Source organism: Streptosporangium sp. NBC_01639 (genome assembly GCF_045209755.1).
GTDB lineage: Bacteria > Actinomycetota > Actinomycetes > Streptosporangiales > Streptosporangiaceae > Streptosporangium.
Genome location: NZ_CP109272.1, coordinates 3759567 through 3775758 on the forward strand (window position 1 = coordinate 3759567; position 16192 = coordinate 3775758).

The following is a 16192-nucleotide window of genomic DNA, read 5'->3' on the forward strand; positions in this document are numbered from 1 at the left end:
GACGAGGGCGGCCAGGTCACCGGACCGCCTCGGCCCTGAGACCGGCCCGGCCATGAGGACGCTCCGGGCACGGGGGCGGTCCAGGGGTCCGGGCATGGGAGCGCGGCCCCCTCAGCCCTGCAGGGGGACGTTGGACGCCTCGCCGGAGATCTGGAGTCCTCCCGGAGAGGTCTTCACCTCGGTCAGCTTGAGATCGAACGGCAGATTCTTGATCGGAATCTGGTAGGAGATGAACCTCTCCGGCCGGGGCACCGTGATGCCGCCCCCCAAAGTGACCTGCTCAGGGACGAACCGGACGCCGTCCTTGATCAATTCGATCTTCATCTTGGCCTTCACCGGCACCTTCCGACCGAGCACGGTGATCTCCCCGCTGACGTTGAAGGCGTCACCGTCGACCTGGACCTTGATCCCGTCCGGAGCCTTCTGGTTCAGCGTCTCCACGGGCACCACCACGGTACCCGTCACCCGCTCGGCGCGTACGTCCACCTGGTCGGCGTGGAGCACCAGATCCTCCAGCGGGGCGGTGACGCCGCGGAGGACGAAGTCCACGCTGGACAGCCGGAGCCCGGCGACGGTCATGGCGCCGGCGGCGACCTCGACCTCGTCGTACCGCCCGGCGACCGCCTGGGTCAGGAACGGGATGCCGTCGATCGTCACCTCGGGTGGGGCCGCGAGGTCGTATCTGGCGGTCACCCGCGTGGCGATCTCCCGCTGCACCCCGGCGACCGCGACCCTGTCCAGGATCGCGAGAAGAACGAGCAGCAGAATCAGAAAAGCGACCAGCTTGCGCATCCGGCCCCCTGTTCGTTCCCTGGTCTGGGCCAGCGTGCCATCCGAGCACATTCCCCGGTAATTTTTTTCAAAACGCGGTGCCAAGGATCATCCACCCGGCGAGCCGGCCACCGCCCCCCCACGGCCCGCACCGGCTCCGCCCGCCGCGATGATCAACCTCCCGCGAAGGGGGGAAGGACCTCGACCGTCGCCCCGTCGGCGAGCACGACGGTGTCATGGGCCCGCCTGCCCACCGGATCCCCGTCCACCAGGAAGGATGACCGCAGAACGACGCGGGCCAGCCGCTCGCGGCCCACTGTGACCTTCGTCATCAACTCGGCCAGCGTCGCCGCCTCGAACGGCTCCTCGGCGACTCCCGCCGCGTCTTTGGCGGCCGCCCAGTAGCGGATCATTCCCCTTGCCATCTGTGGACCAACCCCTCCGACACACTTACGGTTACCGCACCATTACTATGAATTCACCGGGAAAACGGTTGTTCACTAGGTGGACGCTCAGTGGACGCTTCAGCCTTGTGGGCTATCCTCACCTACTACGGGACCTGGGCGACGTAGCCCCCGGGTCCTTACGTGTTTGTACGGCTATCGCCGACATGACGCGGGAAGGAGCATAGTGAGCAATCTCCTGCTGCTCACCAACGCCCTTGAGCCCTCAACCGAGGTGCTTCCGGCGTTGGGGCTGCTGCTGCACTCGGTCCGGGTCGCTCCCGCTGAGGCGTCCGCACTGATCGACGCCCCACCGGCCGACGCCATCCTGGTGGACGCGCGCCGGGAGCTCGTCCACGCCAAGAGCCTGTGCAGGCTGCTGCGGACCACGGGCGTCTCCTGTCCCCTCCTCGTGATCGTCACCGAGGGCGGCCTGGCGGCGATGACCGCCGAGTGGGGTGCCGACGACGTGATCCTCGACAGCTCCGGTCCCGCCGAGGTCGAGGCGCGGCTCAGGCTGGCCGTGGGCCGGCTGAACCTCTCGGTCACCGAGGACGTCCCCGACGAGATCCGCAGCGGCGACCTGTCGATCGACGAGGCCACCTACACCGCCCGGCTGCGTGGCCGCGCGCTGGACCTGACCTTCAAGGAGTTCGAGCTCCTGAAGTATCTGGCGCAGCATCCCGGCAGGGTCTTCACCCGCGCCCAGCTCCTTCAGGAGGTCTGGGGCTACGACTACTTCGGCGGCACCCGGACCGTGGACGTCCACGTCCGGCGGCTGCGCGCCAAGCTCGGCGCCGAGTACGAGTCGCTGATCGGCACCGTGCGCAACGTCGGCTACCGGTTCGTCCCCGAGCGCGGCAACGAGCCCGCCGAGGAGCGCGAGCCCGCCCGGAGTTAGGCGGCGATCGCTCCTGGCGCCGGCTGCACGGCAGTCGGCCCGTAACGGCGCGGAAACGTGCCCGTGTACGGGCACGAGGCCGCCCGCCGCCGGCGCACCCCGTCACAGCGGAAGGCCCACCAGAGATCTCTGGTGGGCCTTCCGTATGAACGGGGTGGAGCCGGGCTACGGGGTGACGGTGATGTGGGTGGGAGCCGGAGGCGTGATCGACGGGTTCGCGGCGAAGTAGGCGGCGAAGGCGTCGATGTCGAGCGGGCCGCTCCACACGTCCGTGCCCTCCGTGAAGGCCAGGAAGGCGTCACCGCCGCCGACGAGGAAGTTGTTGGCGGCGACCCGGATCGTCTGGGTGTCCGTGACGTCGGTACCGTCGATCTTCAGGTTGGAGACCTTCGAACCCCACGCCGCACCTGTGCTGTAGGTGTAAGTGAAGTTCGACGACGGCTGCAGGATCTTGGTGAAGGCCTGGTTGTTGGGCCCGCCGGTGAACTGCTGCTCCAGGACGGTCTTGAGCTGCGCGCCGGTGAGCGTGACGACCTGCACGAGGTTGTTGAACGGCTGCACCGTGAAGGCCTCGCCGTAGGTCACCACGCCGTCGCCCTCTCCGGCGGGCGAACCCGCGTAGGTGAGGGTGGCGCGCACGCCGCCCGGGTTCATCAGGGCGATCTGGGCGTTTCCGCCGGTCTTGGTGGCGGCGAGCTGGCCGTCGGCGATGAGGTTGCCCAGCGGGGACTCACCGGAGGCGGCCGCGGTGTTGGTGAGGTCGGCGGTGATCTTGCCGATCGGCTTGTTGGCCACCGGCGCGACGCGGTCCTTCCACGTCTGGACGAAGGCGGAGATCTCCGGGTCCGGGGTGACGGTCCTGGTCACCACCTGGTTGTCGGCCACGACCGAGGAGCGCACCACGTCACGGGTCTTGACGTCCACCTGGAAGTCGACCTTGGTGATCACCCGGCCGAACGAGCCGCCCTGGCTGTACAGGCGCGTGCCGCCCTTGGGGTCGGACACCTTGCACAGGTAGGCCTGGTGGGAGTGACCGCTGAGGATCATGTCGATCTCGGCATCCACCTGGGTGGCGATCCGGTTGCCCGCGCCCGGCTGGGTGCTGCAGGCGTCGGGCGACTGGTTGGGGGTGACCTGGTCGCCCTCGTGCACCAGCACGACCTGGGCCTTGACGCCGACCAGCTTCAGCAGCTTGGAGGCGACGTTCGCGGCCTTGACCTCGTCGATGAACTCCAGGTCCTTGATGCCCTCGGAGGTGACGATGCCGGGGGTGGTCTGGGTGACCAGGCCGATGAAGCCGATCGGCACACCGTTCATCCAGCGGACGGTGACCGGGGGCAGCGCGGGGATGCCGTACTCCTTCAGCAGGCCGCGCAGCGAAGCCGTGTTCTGGCCGCCGAGCGCGGCGAGCGCCTCCTTCTCCGCCTTCCCGGAGGCCGCGGTCGGCCGCTTGAAGATCACGTTGGCGCCGAGGTAGCTGTAGTCCGCGCCCTTCCACTTACCCGCGGGCGAGCAGCCGTCCACCGGGTGGCAGCCGCCGTGCATGATGCGGCTGAGCTCGGAGTAGCCCTCGTCGAACTCGTGGTTGCCCACAGCGGAGGCGGTGACGCCGATCTTGCCGAGGAACTCGACGGACGGCTCGTCGTGGTAAGCCGCGGAGAGCAGGGGGCTGGCACCGATGAGGTCGCCCTGGGCGACCTTGAGCGTGTTCCCGTCCGAGAGCTGCTTGAGGTGCGTGGCGATGTAGGCGGCCCCGCCGGCGTCCACCGTGGCACCGTTCTCGTCGACCATGCGGCCGGACGAGCCGGTCGGCGGCTCCAGGTTGCCGTGGAAGTCGTTCAGGGAGAGCAGACGGACCGGAACGGTCTTGGCGACAGGTTTGGCAGGCTTGCGGCCGGCCTCGGCCGGGGTCGTCGCGAGCGCGAGACCGACACTGGCGAGAGCACCGGCGAGAGCCAGCCGCTGGAGGGAACGAGACATCATGGATCACGACATTAGGGCGGCAATCTATGCAGAGAATGTCTGAGAGGTAACGATTCACCTGACGAGAGGCTGGCGCTTTTTGCCAGTACCCGGAGGTCTGCTGACGCACCGGCCCGCCTAGAGTCCAGAACATGAACGTTCGTGTGGAACACCGGGGACGACTTGACGAGCGGGAAGTGGCCGCCGTTCTCGCGGTGGTCGAGGCCGCCACGGAGACCGACGGCGTCAGACCGCTCAACGAACACGTGATGCTGCACCTGCGCTACGGCGGCGACGACCGGGCGGGAGCCGTGCTCCTGTACGTCGGAGACGACCTGGCCGGCTACGCACACGTGGACCCGACCGATCCGGTCGAGGGGCCCAGCGGGGAACTGGTGGTCCACCCCGCGTTCCGCGGTCAGGGCCACGGACGACACCTGTTGCGGGCCGTACTGGACCGGACGGAGGGCCGGCTGCGCCTGTGGGCACACGGCGGGCACCCGGGGGCCGAAGCCCTCGCCCGGTCCGCGGGGTTCACCAAGATCAGGTCACTCTGGCAGATGCGCCGCTCGCTGTTCGCGGCGATCCCCGCCTTCCAACTACCCGAAGGCGTACGGCTGCGCAGTTTCGTGCCCGGGTCCTCCGACGAGGAGGCCTGGGTGGCGCTCAACGCCAAGGCCTTCGCCCACCACCCCGAACAGGGCGGGTGGACCGTGGACGACCTGAAACGGCGCGAACGGGAGCCGTGGTTCGATCCGGCGGGTTTCTTCCTCGCGGAACGGCCGGCCGGGAGCGACGGTGGCGACCCGAGGTCCGGCGGCGACCCGAGGTCCGGCGGCGACGGCGGTACGGCCGGTGGCGGCACGGCAGGCGAGAGCGATGCGGCCGGCGAGAGCGGTACGGCCGGCGGCGGGCGGCTGGTCGGCTTCCACTGGACCAAGGTGCACGGCGACGACGGCCACGGTCACGAGCCGATCGGCGAGGTCTACGTGGTCGGTGTGGATCCCGCCGAGCAGGGTGGCGGGCTGGGCAGGTCGCTCACCCTGGCGGGCCTGTCCCACCTCAGGGCACGGGGCCTGGCCCAGGTCATGTTGTATGTGGACGAGAGCAACCCCGCCGCGATCCATCTCTACGAGAAGCTGGGATTCACCCGGTGGGACGTCGACGTCATGTACCGCCGGTGACCGCTGTCGCCGGTGACCTCGCGCGACGGGGCGGTCGCGCGCTGAGTCGGCTTCCGTCCCGCGCCTGAAGGCCGGAGCCTCCACGATCAAGGAGATGCGATGGGCGGGACGCCGGCCGGGAGTCCCCGGCCGGTGTCCCGCGGTGGTTACTCGACCATCCAGTGGAGCGCGTAGTAGGTCAGCGCGGCGACCAGCGCGGCGGCCGGGATCGTCAGGATCCAGCCGGTCACGATGTTCCCCGCGACGCCCCATCGCACGGCGGACAGGCGCTTGGTCGCGCCCACACCCATGATCGCGCTGGTGATCGTGTGCGTGGTGGAGATGGGAGCGCCGAACCCGATGGCCGCGGTGTAGAGAACGGTGGCCGCGGCCGCCTCGGCGGCGAATCCCTGCGGAGGGGTGAGCGCGATGATCCGGCGGCCGAGTGTCCGCATGATCCGCCAGCCACCCGCGTAGGTGCCCAGGGAGATGGCCGTCGCGGCGGACAGGATGACCCACTGGGGGATCGGGTCGCCGTCGTTCTGGTATCCCCCGACCACGAGTGCCAGGAAGATCACACCCATGGTCTTCTGCGCGTCCTGCAGGCCGTGGCCCAGCGCCATGGCGGCGGCCGAGATGGTCTGCGCGTGGCGGAAACCCCGGTTGGTCTTCGCCGGCTGGGAGTGCCGGAAACCCCACAGGATGGCGATCATGATGATCGCGGCCAGGAAGAAACCGAGCACCGGGGACAGGACCATCGGAATGACGACCTTGTCCACCACCCCGTCCCAGTGGACGTTGCTGGACGAGGCGATCGCCGAACCGACCAGACCGCCGATCAGCGCGTGGCTGCTGGAGGAGGGCAGGCCGAAGTACCAGGTGATGAGGTTCCAGGTGATCGCGCCGACCAGGGCGGCCCCCACGATCACCAGTCCGTGGCTGCCCTGTGGAGCGTCGATGATGCCCTTGCCGACGGTCGCCGCCACCTGTGTGCCGAGGTGGGCACCCAGGAAGTTCATGGCCGCGGCCATGAACAGAGCGGCCCGGGGGGTCAGCGCACGCGTCGAGACCGAGGTGGCGATCGCGTTGGCGGCGTCGTGGAAGCCGTTGGTGTAGTCGAACGCCAACGCCACGACCACCACGCCGATGACGAGTGCGAGCGTGAGGTCCACTTAGCTTTCCTTGACCGCGATCGACTCGATCGTGTTGGCCACGTGCTCGAAGGCGTCGGCGGCCATCTCGAGCTGATCGATGACCTCCTTCATCTTGAGGACGGTCAACGCGTCGTACTCCCCGCCGAAGAGCTTGGCGAGAAGGCGGCGGTAGACCTGATCGGCCTGGTTCTCCAGCCGGTTGATCTCGATCCAGTACTCGTTCAGGTTCCGCATCGAGCGCAGCCGGGGCATGGCCTCGGCGGTCAGCTCGGCGGCGCGCTCCAGGACCTCGACCTGACGGACGACCTCCTTGGGAAGGTGGTCGATCTGGTACAGGACGATGAGGTCGGCAGCGGCCTCCATGTAGTCCATCACGTCGTCGAGATTCGACGCGAGGCGGTAGATGTCCTCCCGGTCGAAGGGCGTGATGAAGCTCTCGTTCAGCCGGTTCATGATCGCGTGGGTGCGTTCGTCACCGGCGTGCTCGCAGGCGCGCATCTTCTCGGCCAGGGCTTCCCTGTCCGATCCGTCGCTGATGATCTCTACCAACAGACGGGACGCTGTGACGAGGTTGTTCGCCGAGTCGGCGAACAAGTCGTAGTAGCTGTCCTCACTAGGCGTGAGACGCAGGCGCACGTCGTTCTCCAGATGTGCGGGGATGGTCCGCAGAGAAGGGTACGGGTTACCAGCGGAAATACGAACTTCGCCCGCTAGACGCCTACTCTTCCAGGTGTCGCTACCCGACGTATACCTGGCGACACCCGGCTTGAGGCAGCGTTGGCGGCATCTTTCCGATGACCGTTTTGCTGGTTTTGGCACATGCTATGCGGAAACTGAGCATAGATGTGGTTCCTCCTGGGAGGGATGACCGGTTCGCCGTTACCCGCGGAGGCCGGTCCCGCCGGGATTCGGAGCCCCGGTAAATCCCACAGCGCCCAGAAACGCCGTAGACGCAGTGATTTCCATCACGGCGGTCCGGTGAGCCCATCTCGGCAGACGGGCCTCTGCGGACCTCTCAGATCCGGGTCCGGTGAAAGTTCAGATAGGAACGGCTCGGCGTCGGCCCCCGCTGCCCCTGGTACCGCGAGCCGTACTTCTGCGAACCGTAGGGGTACTCGGAGGGCGAGCTGAGCCGGAACATGCACAGCTGGCCGATCTTCATCCCGGGCCAGAGCTTGATGGGCAGCGTCGCGACATTGGAGAGCTCAAGGGTGACGTGCCCGCTGAAGCCGGGGTCGATGAACCCCGCGGTGGAGTGGGTGAGCAGCCCGAGCCTCCCCAGCGAGCTCTTTCCCTCCAGCCGCGAGGCGATGTCGTCCGGAAGGCTGATGATCTCGTAGGTGCTGGCCAGCACGAACTCACCGGGATGCAGGATGAACGGCTCGTCCCCGTCGGGTTCGACCATCCGCGTGAGATCGGGCTGCTCGACCGCCGGATCGATGTGCGGATAGCGGTGGTTCTCGAAGACCCTGAAGTAACGGTCCAGACGTACGTCGACGCTGGACGGCTGGATCATCTCCGGCTGGAAGGGGTCGAGTCTGACCCTGCCGGACTCGATCTCGGCGACGATGTCACGATCGGAAAGCAGCACGTGAGGCAACCTACCAACGCCACGTCGCGGGCCGACCAGGAAACCATGGCCGGTGGACTGCAAGAGTTGCGCGAAGTTCCGCTACAGTAGTGGGCGCGGCAGACCGCTGCGGGTGTAGTTCAATGGCAGAACATCAGCTTCCCAAGCTGACAGCGCGGGTTCGATTCCCGTCACCCGCTCCATACAAGAAAAGCCAGGTCAGGAATGGTTTTCCGACCTGGCTTCCGTTCTCTCCGGGGCTCATTTCGATCTTCCGTGCCCGTTACGTGCCCGATCCCTCTCGATCTTCGTTCTTCCACAGGACCTCCTCGGCGAGCCTGCCCATGCTGTCGGCGATCATCTTGTCTCGCTCCTCCTCGGTGTGCAGATAGATCAGCGCCGCCCGCGTGGTCGAGTGCCCCATCCGGTTCATCAGCTCCCGGAGCGTCGCGCCCGACCGGGAGGCGAACATGTTGCCCGTGTGGCGGAGATCGTGGAAGTGAACGCCCGAGATCTTCGCCTCCTTGAGCGCCTTGGTCCAGATGCGGGTGAAGGCCGACCGCCGCAGCATGGCCCCCTTCGCACCTAGGAAGACATACGCCTCTTCGTGATCATCGGTGTACCTGTCCAGGTGCACGCGGAGCTCGGAGATCACGACTTCGGGCAGGGCCACGGTGCGCCTGCCCGCCGCGGACTTGGGTGGGCCGACGGTCACCGATCCGTCCTTGAGCTCGGTGGTGGAGGCCACGACCCGGACCGTCCGGGCGTCCAGGTCGAGGTTCTTGCGCTGGAGTGCCGCCAGCTCGCCCCAGCGCAGACTGCCGAATGTGGCCAGGAGCACCAGCGCCCGGAATCGTGGTTCGATCGCGCCGGCCAAGGCGAAGAGCTGTTCCATGGTCAGCGTCGGCCGCTCAGGGGACTCCTCCTTGCCGCCGCTCTTGATCTGGCACGGGTTGGACTTGATCATCTTGTCCTCCACCGCCGTGTTCATGATCGCCTTGAGCAGCCGATACGCCTTGGCGACGGTGACCGGTCCGACTCCCCCGTCCAGGATGGTCTTGCGCCACTTGCGCACGTGAGCCGCCTTGATCTCGCTCACGGCCAGACTGCCGAAAGTCGGGACCAGGTGCAGGCGGAGAAGGCCCTCATAGAGCTGGACCGTCTTGGGCCGCAGGCCGGGGCGCTCGTCCACCCAGTCGGAACCGTACTCCTTGAAGGACACCTTCCCGAGGTCCGGATTGCTCCAGTCCTCGGCGAGGATCTCGGCCTCCTTCTTGGTCAGCCAGACCTCGGCATCGCGCTTGGTCGCGAAGGTCTCGGGGGCCGCCCGGTCGATGTCATCCGGTCCCCTGTAACGAGCCTGAAACCGGCCGGACGGGAGTTGCCGAACGCGTCCGAAACGCCTCTTGGCCGTCTTCCTTCCAGCCGAACGCCGGGACTCTTCTCCAGGGGTGGAAACAGCGGTCTTGGCCATCACGCGGCCCTCCTGCGTCGTGTGGTGGTGATCGGTTCGACCAGTCCCGCCGCGATGAACGCCTCAAGCGCCGCTTCGGGGATACGGACGTTGCGCCCAACATGAATGAAAGTGATCCGGCGTTCCTCGATCAGGCGACGAGGGAAGCGGACCGAGGTGTTCAACCGTTCGGCGGCCTCTTCGACGGTGAGTAACCGGCCCTGCGCCAGTTCGGGAAGGAGCGAGACGGGCTCTTGATTGATCTTCCTGGTCATGCGGCCACCCCCGGCGGTGAAGTTGCCGAAAGGTCTTCGATGGATCGCCCGTCCGCTCTCGCTTGGAGTTCGAGGAGGCGTTTTCGGGTGCGGTGCCGGTTGGCGACGCCCCGGAGGAGGCGCTTGGCCAGCGGAGTACGGGTCGGGTCCTTGGTGGAGACCGGCCGCCAGACGTAGCGGTGCGGGTCGGTGACGGTCTCGTCGGGCAGGCCGAGCGCATCGAGCACCCAGGCCCGGCGATCTTGCTTGTGTTCGCGCAGAGTCTTGTTCGACCACTTGCGGGAGACCAGGACCCGACGACCGGCGTAGCCGAGGTGTTCGGGCTTGTGCGCCTTGCTGCGACACCGGCCCGGGAGCATGCCCGCCTTGGCGCCCTTGGGCTGCACGCCGTAGCGCAGCCAGTTCGGACACGTCGGCGAGCACGGCTCGTAGCGCAGCGCCTCAACCATCCGAGCAGCGTGATCACGCCGCGCGTGGTAGCCGATGTCGTCGGGATCGAGAGTCTCCCCCAGACTCTTGGTCAGGTACTTCGTCAGGTAGCCGATGCGCTTGTGAGCGTCCGGCGACCCGGCGACGATGCCCTGAACATCGACCTGATCGCCGAAGCGGAGCACGTGCAGCGGTTCCGCCTCGCCGTCCTGGTCAAGCTCGTCGAGCGCCTCATCCCAGGTGGGCAGCAGCTCCCCCGTGGCAGGATCAAGGTAGTCGCCTGCCTGCCCGTCCGGGTACGGCTCAGCGAGTTCATCTCGCGCAGTCCATACCGGCAGGTGGTCACCGTCGAAGCGGACCTCATCCACCTGAGGCCACCACACCTGGTGGTAGGTCGCGGCGGCGATGGCCTTGATCTCCGCGCGGGGCAGCGTCCCGCGGATCGCCATATGCAGATGTGGAGCGAGCCGCTTCTGCGGTTCGACGGTGGCGAAGTACTGGACGTCGTAGCCGGCCACCCGGCGCAGGTTCTGCACAAAGCGGTCGACAAGCTTGGAGAAGTGCAGCGCATCACGAGCCGCCCGCGCGTAGTCGTACGTGCTCGGATCGACCGGCACACCCTGCCCGGCCCGGATGCGGCCGTAGGACGGCAGGGTCAGGGTGACGAACAACGATGGCCGGTAGATCTTGCCATCAGAGCCGGTGAAGGTCCGGCCGAGCGTGGTGTCTGTCCTGGCCCGCTTGGGCAGGTCCGGGGCATCCTGGCGTCGCCTGGTCGAGCGCGAGCGCTTGGGAGCCGACCGGCCGCCCAGGACGTTGCCACGCATCCCAGCAGCGTTGATCTCCGTGTCGATCCCGGCTATCGCCTCGTCCCAGTCGGCGACGTCCTCGCCATCGCGTTCGGCCTGGTCGCGCTTGGCCTGCACATCGGCCCGGAATTCGATCAGCCACCGCTGTTCTTCGGTGGAGGGGTTGGGTTCGGCGATCGGTTCGTGATCCAGGTGCCAGCCCTCGCGACACTGGGCCATCCGGAGCTGTCTGTTGCGCTTGGCACACGGCGGGCACTTCGCCTCTTGGGTGGCACCACAGGGGAGGTCGAACGCTTCGGTCTTGCCGGTGTGGATGTCGAGCCGTCGCAGTTCGATGGGCCGGATGCAGACGCCGTTGTTCTTGGCGACCTCCACGGCGACGTCCAGCGCCAGAGGGAGGGTCTGACGGATGAGTCGGGGAAGCGTGCGATCGGAGGCGTCGGCGGGGGCATCGGCCGAAGCGGCGAAGGAGTCTGTGAGGGTGTCGGTCACATGGCCTCCTCTCGGCTGACCAGATCAGCGCAGAGCCGGTAGGCGTCGCCGTAGGGGTCCTTACGAAGCCCTGCGGTGTCGAGGTCAACGATCAGCACCAGCTCTGCGAGGTCGGAGCCGTCGAGCGTCCGCAGGCGCCGGAACGGCAGGCCGTCGATCTCGTCCGGGGTGCCGTGAATGGTGATCTTCATCAGGCTGCGCCTTCCATCTCGATCGGCATGGTGTCGCCGGTGAACAAGGCCGCCATGTCGCGGATGTCGGTGTCGGAGACGTAGGCCGCGCGGACCCGGATCGGGTCGGGTGAGGATTCGAGTCGGACGTAGGCGACGCCCGCGCCCTGCTCCGGGCGTGGGGAGATCAGGTCGGCCAGGGCGCCCCGATCCCGAGCGCCGTCGCCGAGGACCATGTCCACCTGTTCGGACTCATCGAGGCGGAGCGCGATCTTGTCGGGGAACAGGTTGCGGATGTTCATGACCTCCTTGCGCGGGTCCTGCAACGCCGCCATGACGCCGACACCGACCGCACGGCCCTGCGTGGTCAGGGTCGCCAGCGCGGCGGAGATGCGGACCTTGAGGCCCTTGTCTGACTGGTAGGCGGTCAGGAACGCGACCTCGTCGACGAGCACCAGGACGAACGGGTCAGCCACGGTCGGAACGTGGTTGCGCTGGACTCCGGCGAACCGGTCCGCCCTCTCCTGCATGACCCTGACCGCTGCTTCCAGGAGGTCGGCACACGCGGCCGGGTCAGCGGCATATCGGTCGCCGAAGATCGCCCGGCCGAAGGACAGTTCCATGAGCTTGGGATCCAGCGCCCACACCTGGACCAGGCCCGCCCGCATCGCCGGGAGGAGGCCACGGACGGCCGACCACAGGAACGATCCCTTGCCGGCCCCTGTCGCCCCGGCGATGAGGACATGCGTCCCGTGGACCTTGAGCCGGTACGGGGAGCCGTCCTCTCGTTTGCCGATCTCGACCGGCCCGACCGAAGGTTCCGCGGGGATGGCAACAGCCGGCAGCGGGACGGCCAGCGGATCACACCGGGGAAAGGTCAGCCGTAGAAGGCCCGACCGCTCCACAGTGACCCGGCAGGAGATCGCCCCGAAGCCGTGAGCGAGGTTCTCGATCCGGTCGGACCAGTCCTTAACCGACTGTCCGCTGATCATCTTCACCGTGAGCACGTCGGCCCACGAGGTGCAGCAGATACGGACGATGCGGGGTAGGTAGTCCCGGCCTCGGAGGTGACGGCCGAGCCCGGAGACGATCATCACCGGTTGCCAGTGCCGCCGGTAGACCCAGATCAGCCGCCACCAGGCCAACAGTCGCCAGCCCATCCAGCGATTGAACGAGGCCCGGTCGAAGAACGCCCACGGAATGAGGACCGAGACCGGAATGGTGACCGTGACCAGGGCGACGCGCCAGCCGTACAGCCAGCAGAGCGCACCAGGCGCGAGAGCGACGGTCAGGGCTACGGGGTGCCGCCAGGTCAGCCGGACGAGACCGGCCAGCAGCCGCCAGGCGAAGATGACGATGGTGATGATGGCCGGGGTCTGGACGACGGCCGGGCGGAACACCACAGCCGTGTCGGGGGTGGTGGAGACGAGGTGCTGTGCCTCGTCACCGGGCAGTTTTTTGAACATTAGGCTTGAGCCCTCTCTTGATTCACATCCGGGGAGATGAGGGGCCGCCGGAAGTACCAGTTCCAGCGGCCCCGCTGCATGCGTCAGGCCGCGATGCCCTTGCCGTTGGCCAGACCGTGGAAGGAGCGTTCAACCAACCGCGCGAAGGCATGGGCCTCATGGGCGAGCTGGCGGGCGAACTCGACGTCGGCGCCGGTCACCAGGTCGCCGGCCGAGGTGGTGACCAAGACTGAGACGGCCCCGAAGTCGAGTGCCAGGACCGGCGTGCGGGTCGGGTAGGGATAGCTGGTCGCGCGGGCACCGCGACCGGTGTTGAGGTTGATGATGCTGACTCGGTGGTTCCTACGGCGTGTCATCAGGCGACGTCCTTTGCGGGGGTGGCGGTGTTCTTGGCGGGAGCGGCACCGATGCGGGGAGCACGCATCGCGCGGACCTTGATCGAGTAAGCGAGGCGTCCGGTGCCGTTGACGTAGGGGGTGACGGTGAGGTGGTCGAACTCGACCGGGGTAAAGGGCAGGCCCGGCATGGGGGCCGGGGGCACGGGCTGGACCGGGGCGAGGATCTTGACGGCTACGGTCTTCTGTCCGGGCTTGACGGTGGGGTCGGCGTCCATGACCGCGACTTGCCACACCAGTTCCCCAGTGGACTTGTCGCGGGACTGGACGAAGCGGCCGTTGGTGGAGGCGTCAAAGTCCTTGACCGCCTCGACCTCTCCGACGACGTAGCAGCCGTGCGGGAAGACCTGGTCGAAGCCGACGGGGATGGGACCTTGCAGAGCCATGATGGCACTCCTCTTATCGAGCGATAGGCACTTAACCTATCAAGTGCTTTGAGAGTACGACGCCTTAGCTTGGTAGGTCAAGTGCCTAAGAGTTGGGGCCATCGGTGAAGTGAACGCTGGAGCGAGGAACAGGGCGGCCAGCGCGGAAGATACCGATTTGGCCTAGATCTAACTGCCGCTGCCCTTATGGTTCGACCTCGTGAGCCGAAGCGTGTGGATCCCTCTGGCGGCTGTGTTTGCGCCGATCGCCCTAGCGTTCGGCTTGGTGATGATGCCCGTCTGGCGGGACAACGCCCGTCTCGAAGCCTTCTACGGGCGTGTCCTCGACTTCCCTCTTCCGCCACGGACCCGAGACGTCTTCCCGATGGATCGCGATGTGATCTTCGGGAAGAATCTGGCCATGGGCAGCGGACGCTACTGCGACTATCGCGTCAGGATCACGCTCCAAACAGCGCTGACGCCCCAGGAGATCCACCGCCACTACGGCAGCGCATCGATCGCGGGAGCCGAGTCAAAAGCGATGATCTCCCTGTACTTCGAAGATGAGGGGCCCGCTGGCGGCCGCCGAGTCATCGTCGAGGCGTACGACTCCCATGACTGGGACGGGGATTGGCGCTGCTACTAACGCGCAACAAATCGCTGACCCGTGTACAGAGGTTGATGGCTTCCTACGTGATCGGGTAGGCGTCTTCCAACTCGTGGCGGTCGGCGGGGAACAGAACCTCTACGACGGCCAGTGCCTGACCGGAGGCGTCCCGGACCGCGCCGTAGACAGCCAGCAGCGGCGTGTTCTTCGGCATGCCGAGCCGCTTGGCCTCGTCGGTGGCGGGCATGCGGGCGGTGATCTGTTCCACGATGTGGTCGAAGCGCACGCCCTTACGGGCCTGGAGGTGCTCGCGAAGGCCTTGTGGGAGCGGTTCGGCGCTGGTCAGGTCGGTGCCCTCGGACAGTTCCAGCGGCACCCACACCGAGACGACCTCGGTGGGTTCGCCGTCTCGGCTGACCAGTCGCCGGCGCAGGAACGCCTTGGTCTTCGGAGCGAGTCCGAGCAGGGCGGCGATCCGGTTGGGTGCGGCCAGCGCCGCCGCTTCGATCACCTCGCCGGCCGAGGCGGTCTCGGGGGCGGTCAGGTAGGCCTGTCCGGGGCGGGGCTGTTCCGCCGAGGCCATCGCCGGGCGGCCGCGCACGAACCGGCCCTTGCCCTGCTGGGAGTCGATCCAGCCCTGTTCGCGCAGCACACGGAGGGCGGCGACGACGGTGGGCCGGGAGACGCCGAACTCGTTGATGAGCTGGTTCTCACTGGGCAGCAGCGAGCCCGGAGGGTAGTCCCCCGACTCGATGCGCCGTTGAAGCGCCTGCACCAGTTGTGCATACTTCGGCGGCACGGACTCTAGCGACATTACGACCGTCCATCACCCGACAGGTTGTTTTACCAAGTTAGAGCGTAACTTGGCTTTCCTCACCTGTCACGCGACGGGCGGACAGGGAGGCCGGCAAGCAGAGCCCGGCAGGCAGAGAACCGGGGGAAAGACGTGCGATGCGGGGGCGGACTGCACGTACCGGTCTGGCTACCTGCCGGGAGACGAGGAGCGCGACGAGGCAGGGGCGACGCTCTCCGGTCCCCTCCACGCCAGAGGACCCTGCCTCGCCGCGCCCGTCTCAGCGACCGACGTAGTCGGCCAGGACGTGGGCCGCGCCTTCCAGGTCGTTGACCGGGTGGCGCTTCTCGGCGGACTGCCAGGAGTAGTAGGAGCCGCCGTAGCCGACGAACACCCACACCGGAAGCCCCACCTGCGGACGGTGGATCATCAGCGCGCTGTCGTTGTCGCGTAACTCAGCCCGGACCCCGAGCCGCAGAAGCTCATCCCTCAGGGTGGTCAGGGCGAGGACCTCGTTCTGTCGCTGCTGTTCGTACAGACGGGCCGCAGCGACCTGCATGATCGGATTCATCTCGCGTTCCTTTCGGCCCGGCCGCTTGCGAGGCAGTCGAGACATTCCTGTTCTCCGTTTGTCTCGTGGTCATCGCTGCTCTCGCCAAGGAGAAGGGCACGGCGCGAGCTGCGCAGCTTGGTTCCACGACCCCGGCACGCAGGGCAAGGGCGTGTCTCGCTGTTCTCGTCTGGCCGGGTCACCGTCGCCATCTCCTCGTTTTGATCCGCGCTCCCTGCGGCGGAAGGCGGGCTGACGTACCGTGGTTGCTTGATGGCAAGTCCACCGGCAAACCGAGAGCGACAGGACCCCCGAAAGGCCCCCCTCATTCCCCCCTCTTGAGCCCCCAGCCGGGAGGAAGGCCCCCAGATGCCCGACAACATCCCCAACGTCCAACTCAGGGCGTGGCGTAACGAGCACCGTC

18 protein-coding genes, 1 tRNA gene and 1 pseudogene are annotated in these 16192 nt (G+C 67.2%); 5 read left to right on the plus strand and 15 right to left on the minus strand.

Annotation, left to right across the window (positions count from 1 at the left end):
• Positions 1–111 precede the first annotated feature (111 nt).
• Positions 112–792 (minus strand): DUF2993 domain-containing protein, encoded by a 681-nt coding sequence (locus tag OHA77_RS16855; RefSeq protein ID WP_406318996.1) that lies wholly within the window; start codon positions 790–792, stop codon positions 112–114.
• 152 nt (positions 793–944) lie between these two features.
• Positions 945–1196 (minus strand): MoaD/ThiS family protein, encoded by a 252-nt coding sequence (locus OHA77_RS16860; RefSeq protein WP_326819696.1) that lies wholly within the window; start codon positions 1194–1196, stop codon positions 945–947.
• A gap of 205 nt (positions 1197–1401) precedes the next feature.
• Here OHA77_RS16860 and OHA77_RS16865 point away from each other — a divergent pair, with 205 nt between their 5' ends.
• The gene (locus OHA77_RS16865) at positions 1402–2115 is read left to right on the plus strand and encodes a response regulator transcription factor (protein WP_406318997.1); all 714 of its coding nucleotides are present in this window, start codon (positions 1402–1404) and stop codon (positions 2113–2115) included.
• A gap of 165 nt (positions 2116–2280) precedes the next feature.
• Here the strand turns inward: OHA77_RS16865 and OHA77_RS16870 are convergent, their stop codons facing one another.
• Positions 2281–4098, minus strand: a complete 1818-nt coding sequence (locus OHA77_RS16870; RefSeq protein ID WP_406318998.1) for a bifunctional metallophosphatase/5'-nucleotidase — start codon at positions 4096–4098, stop codon at positions 2281–2283.
• Positions 4099–4229: 131 nt separating this feature from the next.
• Here OHA77_RS16870 and mshD point away from each other — a divergent pair.
• Positions 4230–4856, plus strand: a pseudogene (gene mshD, locus OHA77_RS16875) (mycothiol synthase); the annotation flags it as partial.
• A gap of 162 nt (positions 4857–5018) precedes the next feature.
• The gene (locus tag OHA77_RS16880) at positions 5019–5261 is read left to right on the plus strand and encodes a GNAT family N-acetyltransferase (RefSeq protein WP_406319835.1); all 243 of its coding nucleotides are present in this window, start codon (positions 5019–5021) and stop codon (positions 5259–5261) included.
• 146 nt (positions 5262–5407) lie between these two features.
• On the opposite strand, the gene OHA77_RS16885 is transcribed toward OHA77_RS16880, so the two are convergent.
• The 3 genes from OHA77_RS16885 to dcd form a co-directional block, all read right to left on the minus strand.
• On the minus strand, positions 5408–6412 hold the full coding sequence (locus tag OHA77_RS16885) for an anion permease (protein WP_406318999.1): 1005 nt from the start codon (positions 6410–6412) through the stop codon (positions 5408–5410).
• A complete protein-coding gene (locus OHA77_RS16890; RefSeq protein ID WP_012887642.1) occupies positions 6413–7030 on the minus strand; it encodes a DUF47 domain-containing protein in 618 nt (205 codons plus the stop codon). It lies immediately after the preceding gene.
• A gap of 379 nt (positions 7031–7409) precedes the next feature.
• Entirely contained in the window at positions 7410–7985 is a 576-nt protein-coding gene (gene dcd / locus OHA77_RS16895) for a dCTP deaminase (protein ID WP_326819691.1), read from the minus strand.
• Between the two features lie 108 nt (positions 7986–8093).
• Here dcd and OHA77_RS16900 point away from each other — a divergent pair.
• Positions 8094–8167 (plus strand) — tRNA-Gly (locus tag OHA77_RS16900).
• An 80-nt stretch (positions 8168–8247) separates the two neighbouring features.
• Here OHA77_RS16900 and OHA77_RS16905 read toward each other — a convergent pair.
• The 7 genes from OHA77_RS16905 to OHA77_RS16935 all read right to left on the minus strand — a co-directional run bounded on the left by OHA77_RS16905 (position 8248) and on the right by OHA77_RS16935 (position 13839).
• The gene (locus tag OHA77_RS16905; RefSeq protein WP_406319000.1) at positions 8248–9438 is read right to left on the minus strand and encodes a tyrosine-type recombinase/integrase; all 1191 of its coding nucleotides are present in this window, start codon (positions 9436–9438) and stop codon (positions 8248–8250) included.
• Positions 9438–9692, minus strand: coding sequence for an excisionase family DNA-binding protein (locus tag OHA77_RS16910; RefSeq protein WP_406319001.1), 255 nt, complete (start codon positions 9690–9692; stop codon positions 9438–9440). Before OHA77_RS16910 ends, OHA77_RS16905 begins: the two co-directional genes overlap by 1 nt.
• Positions 9689–11422, minus strand: coding sequence for a replication initiator (locus OHA77_RS16915; RefSeq protein WP_406319002.1), 1734 nt, complete (start codon positions 11420–11422; stop codon positions 9689–9691). The genes OHA77_RS16910 and OHA77_RS16915 overlap by 4 nt, the downstream gene beginning before the upstream one ends.
• Positions 11419–11613 (minus strand): hypothetical protein, encoded by a 195-nt coding sequence (locus OHA77_RS16920; RefSeq protein ID WP_406319003.1) that lies wholly within the window; start codon positions 11611–11613, stop codon positions 11419–11421. Before OHA77_RS16920 ends, OHA77_RS16915 begins: the two co-directional genes overlap by 4 nt.
• On the minus strand, positions 11613–13058 hold the full coding sequence (locus OHA77_RS16925; protein ID WP_406319004.1) for an FtsK/SpoIIIE domain-containing protein: 1446 nt from the start codon (positions 13056–13058) through the stop codon (positions 11613–11615). Before OHA77_RS16925 ends, OHA77_RS16920 begins: the two co-directional genes overlap by 1 nt.
• A gap of 83 nt (positions 13059–13141) precedes the next feature.
• Positions 13142–13414 carry a hypothetical protein gene (locus OHA77_RS16930; RefSeq protein ID WP_406319005.1) on the minus strand — a complete coding sequence of 91 codons (273 nt, stop codon included), beginning with the start codon at positions 13412–13414 and terminating at the stop codon, positions 13142–13144.
• Positions 13414–13839 (minus strand): plasmid replication, integration and excision activator, encoded by a 426-nt coding sequence (locus OHA77_RS16935; RefSeq protein WP_406319006.1) that lies wholly within the window; start codon positions 13837–13839, stop codon positions 13414–13416. The genes OHA77_RS16930 and OHA77_RS16935 overlap by 1 nt, the downstream gene beginning before the upstream one ends.
• 199 nt (positions 13840–14038) lie before the next feature.
• Between OHA77_RS16935 and OHA77_RS16940 the strand changes: the two genes are divergently transcribed.
• Positions 14039–14464, plus strand: a complete 426-nt coding sequence (locus tag OHA77_RS16940) for a hypothetical protein (protein WP_406319007.1) — start codon at positions 14039–14041, stop codon at positions 14462–14464.
• 43 nt (positions 14465–14507) lie between these two features.
• Here the strand turns inward: OHA77_RS16940 and OHA77_RS16945 are convergent, their stop codons facing one another.
• Both OHA77_RS16945 and OHA77_RS16950 read right to left on the minus strand, forming a co-directional pair.
• On the minus strand, positions 14508–15200 hold the full coding sequence (locus tag OHA77_RS16945; protein WP_406319008.1) for a GntR family transcriptional regulator: 693 nt from the start codon (positions 15198–15200) through the stop codon (positions 14508–14510).
• Positions 15201–15498: 298 nt separating this feature from the next.
• Positions 15499–15789: a hypothetical protein gene (locus tag OHA77_RS16950; protein ID WP_406319009.1), complete on the minus strand. Its 291-nt coding sequence runs from the start codon at positions 15787–15789 to the stop codon at positions 15499–15501.
• Between the last annotated feature and the right edge of the window lie 403 nt (positions 15790–16192).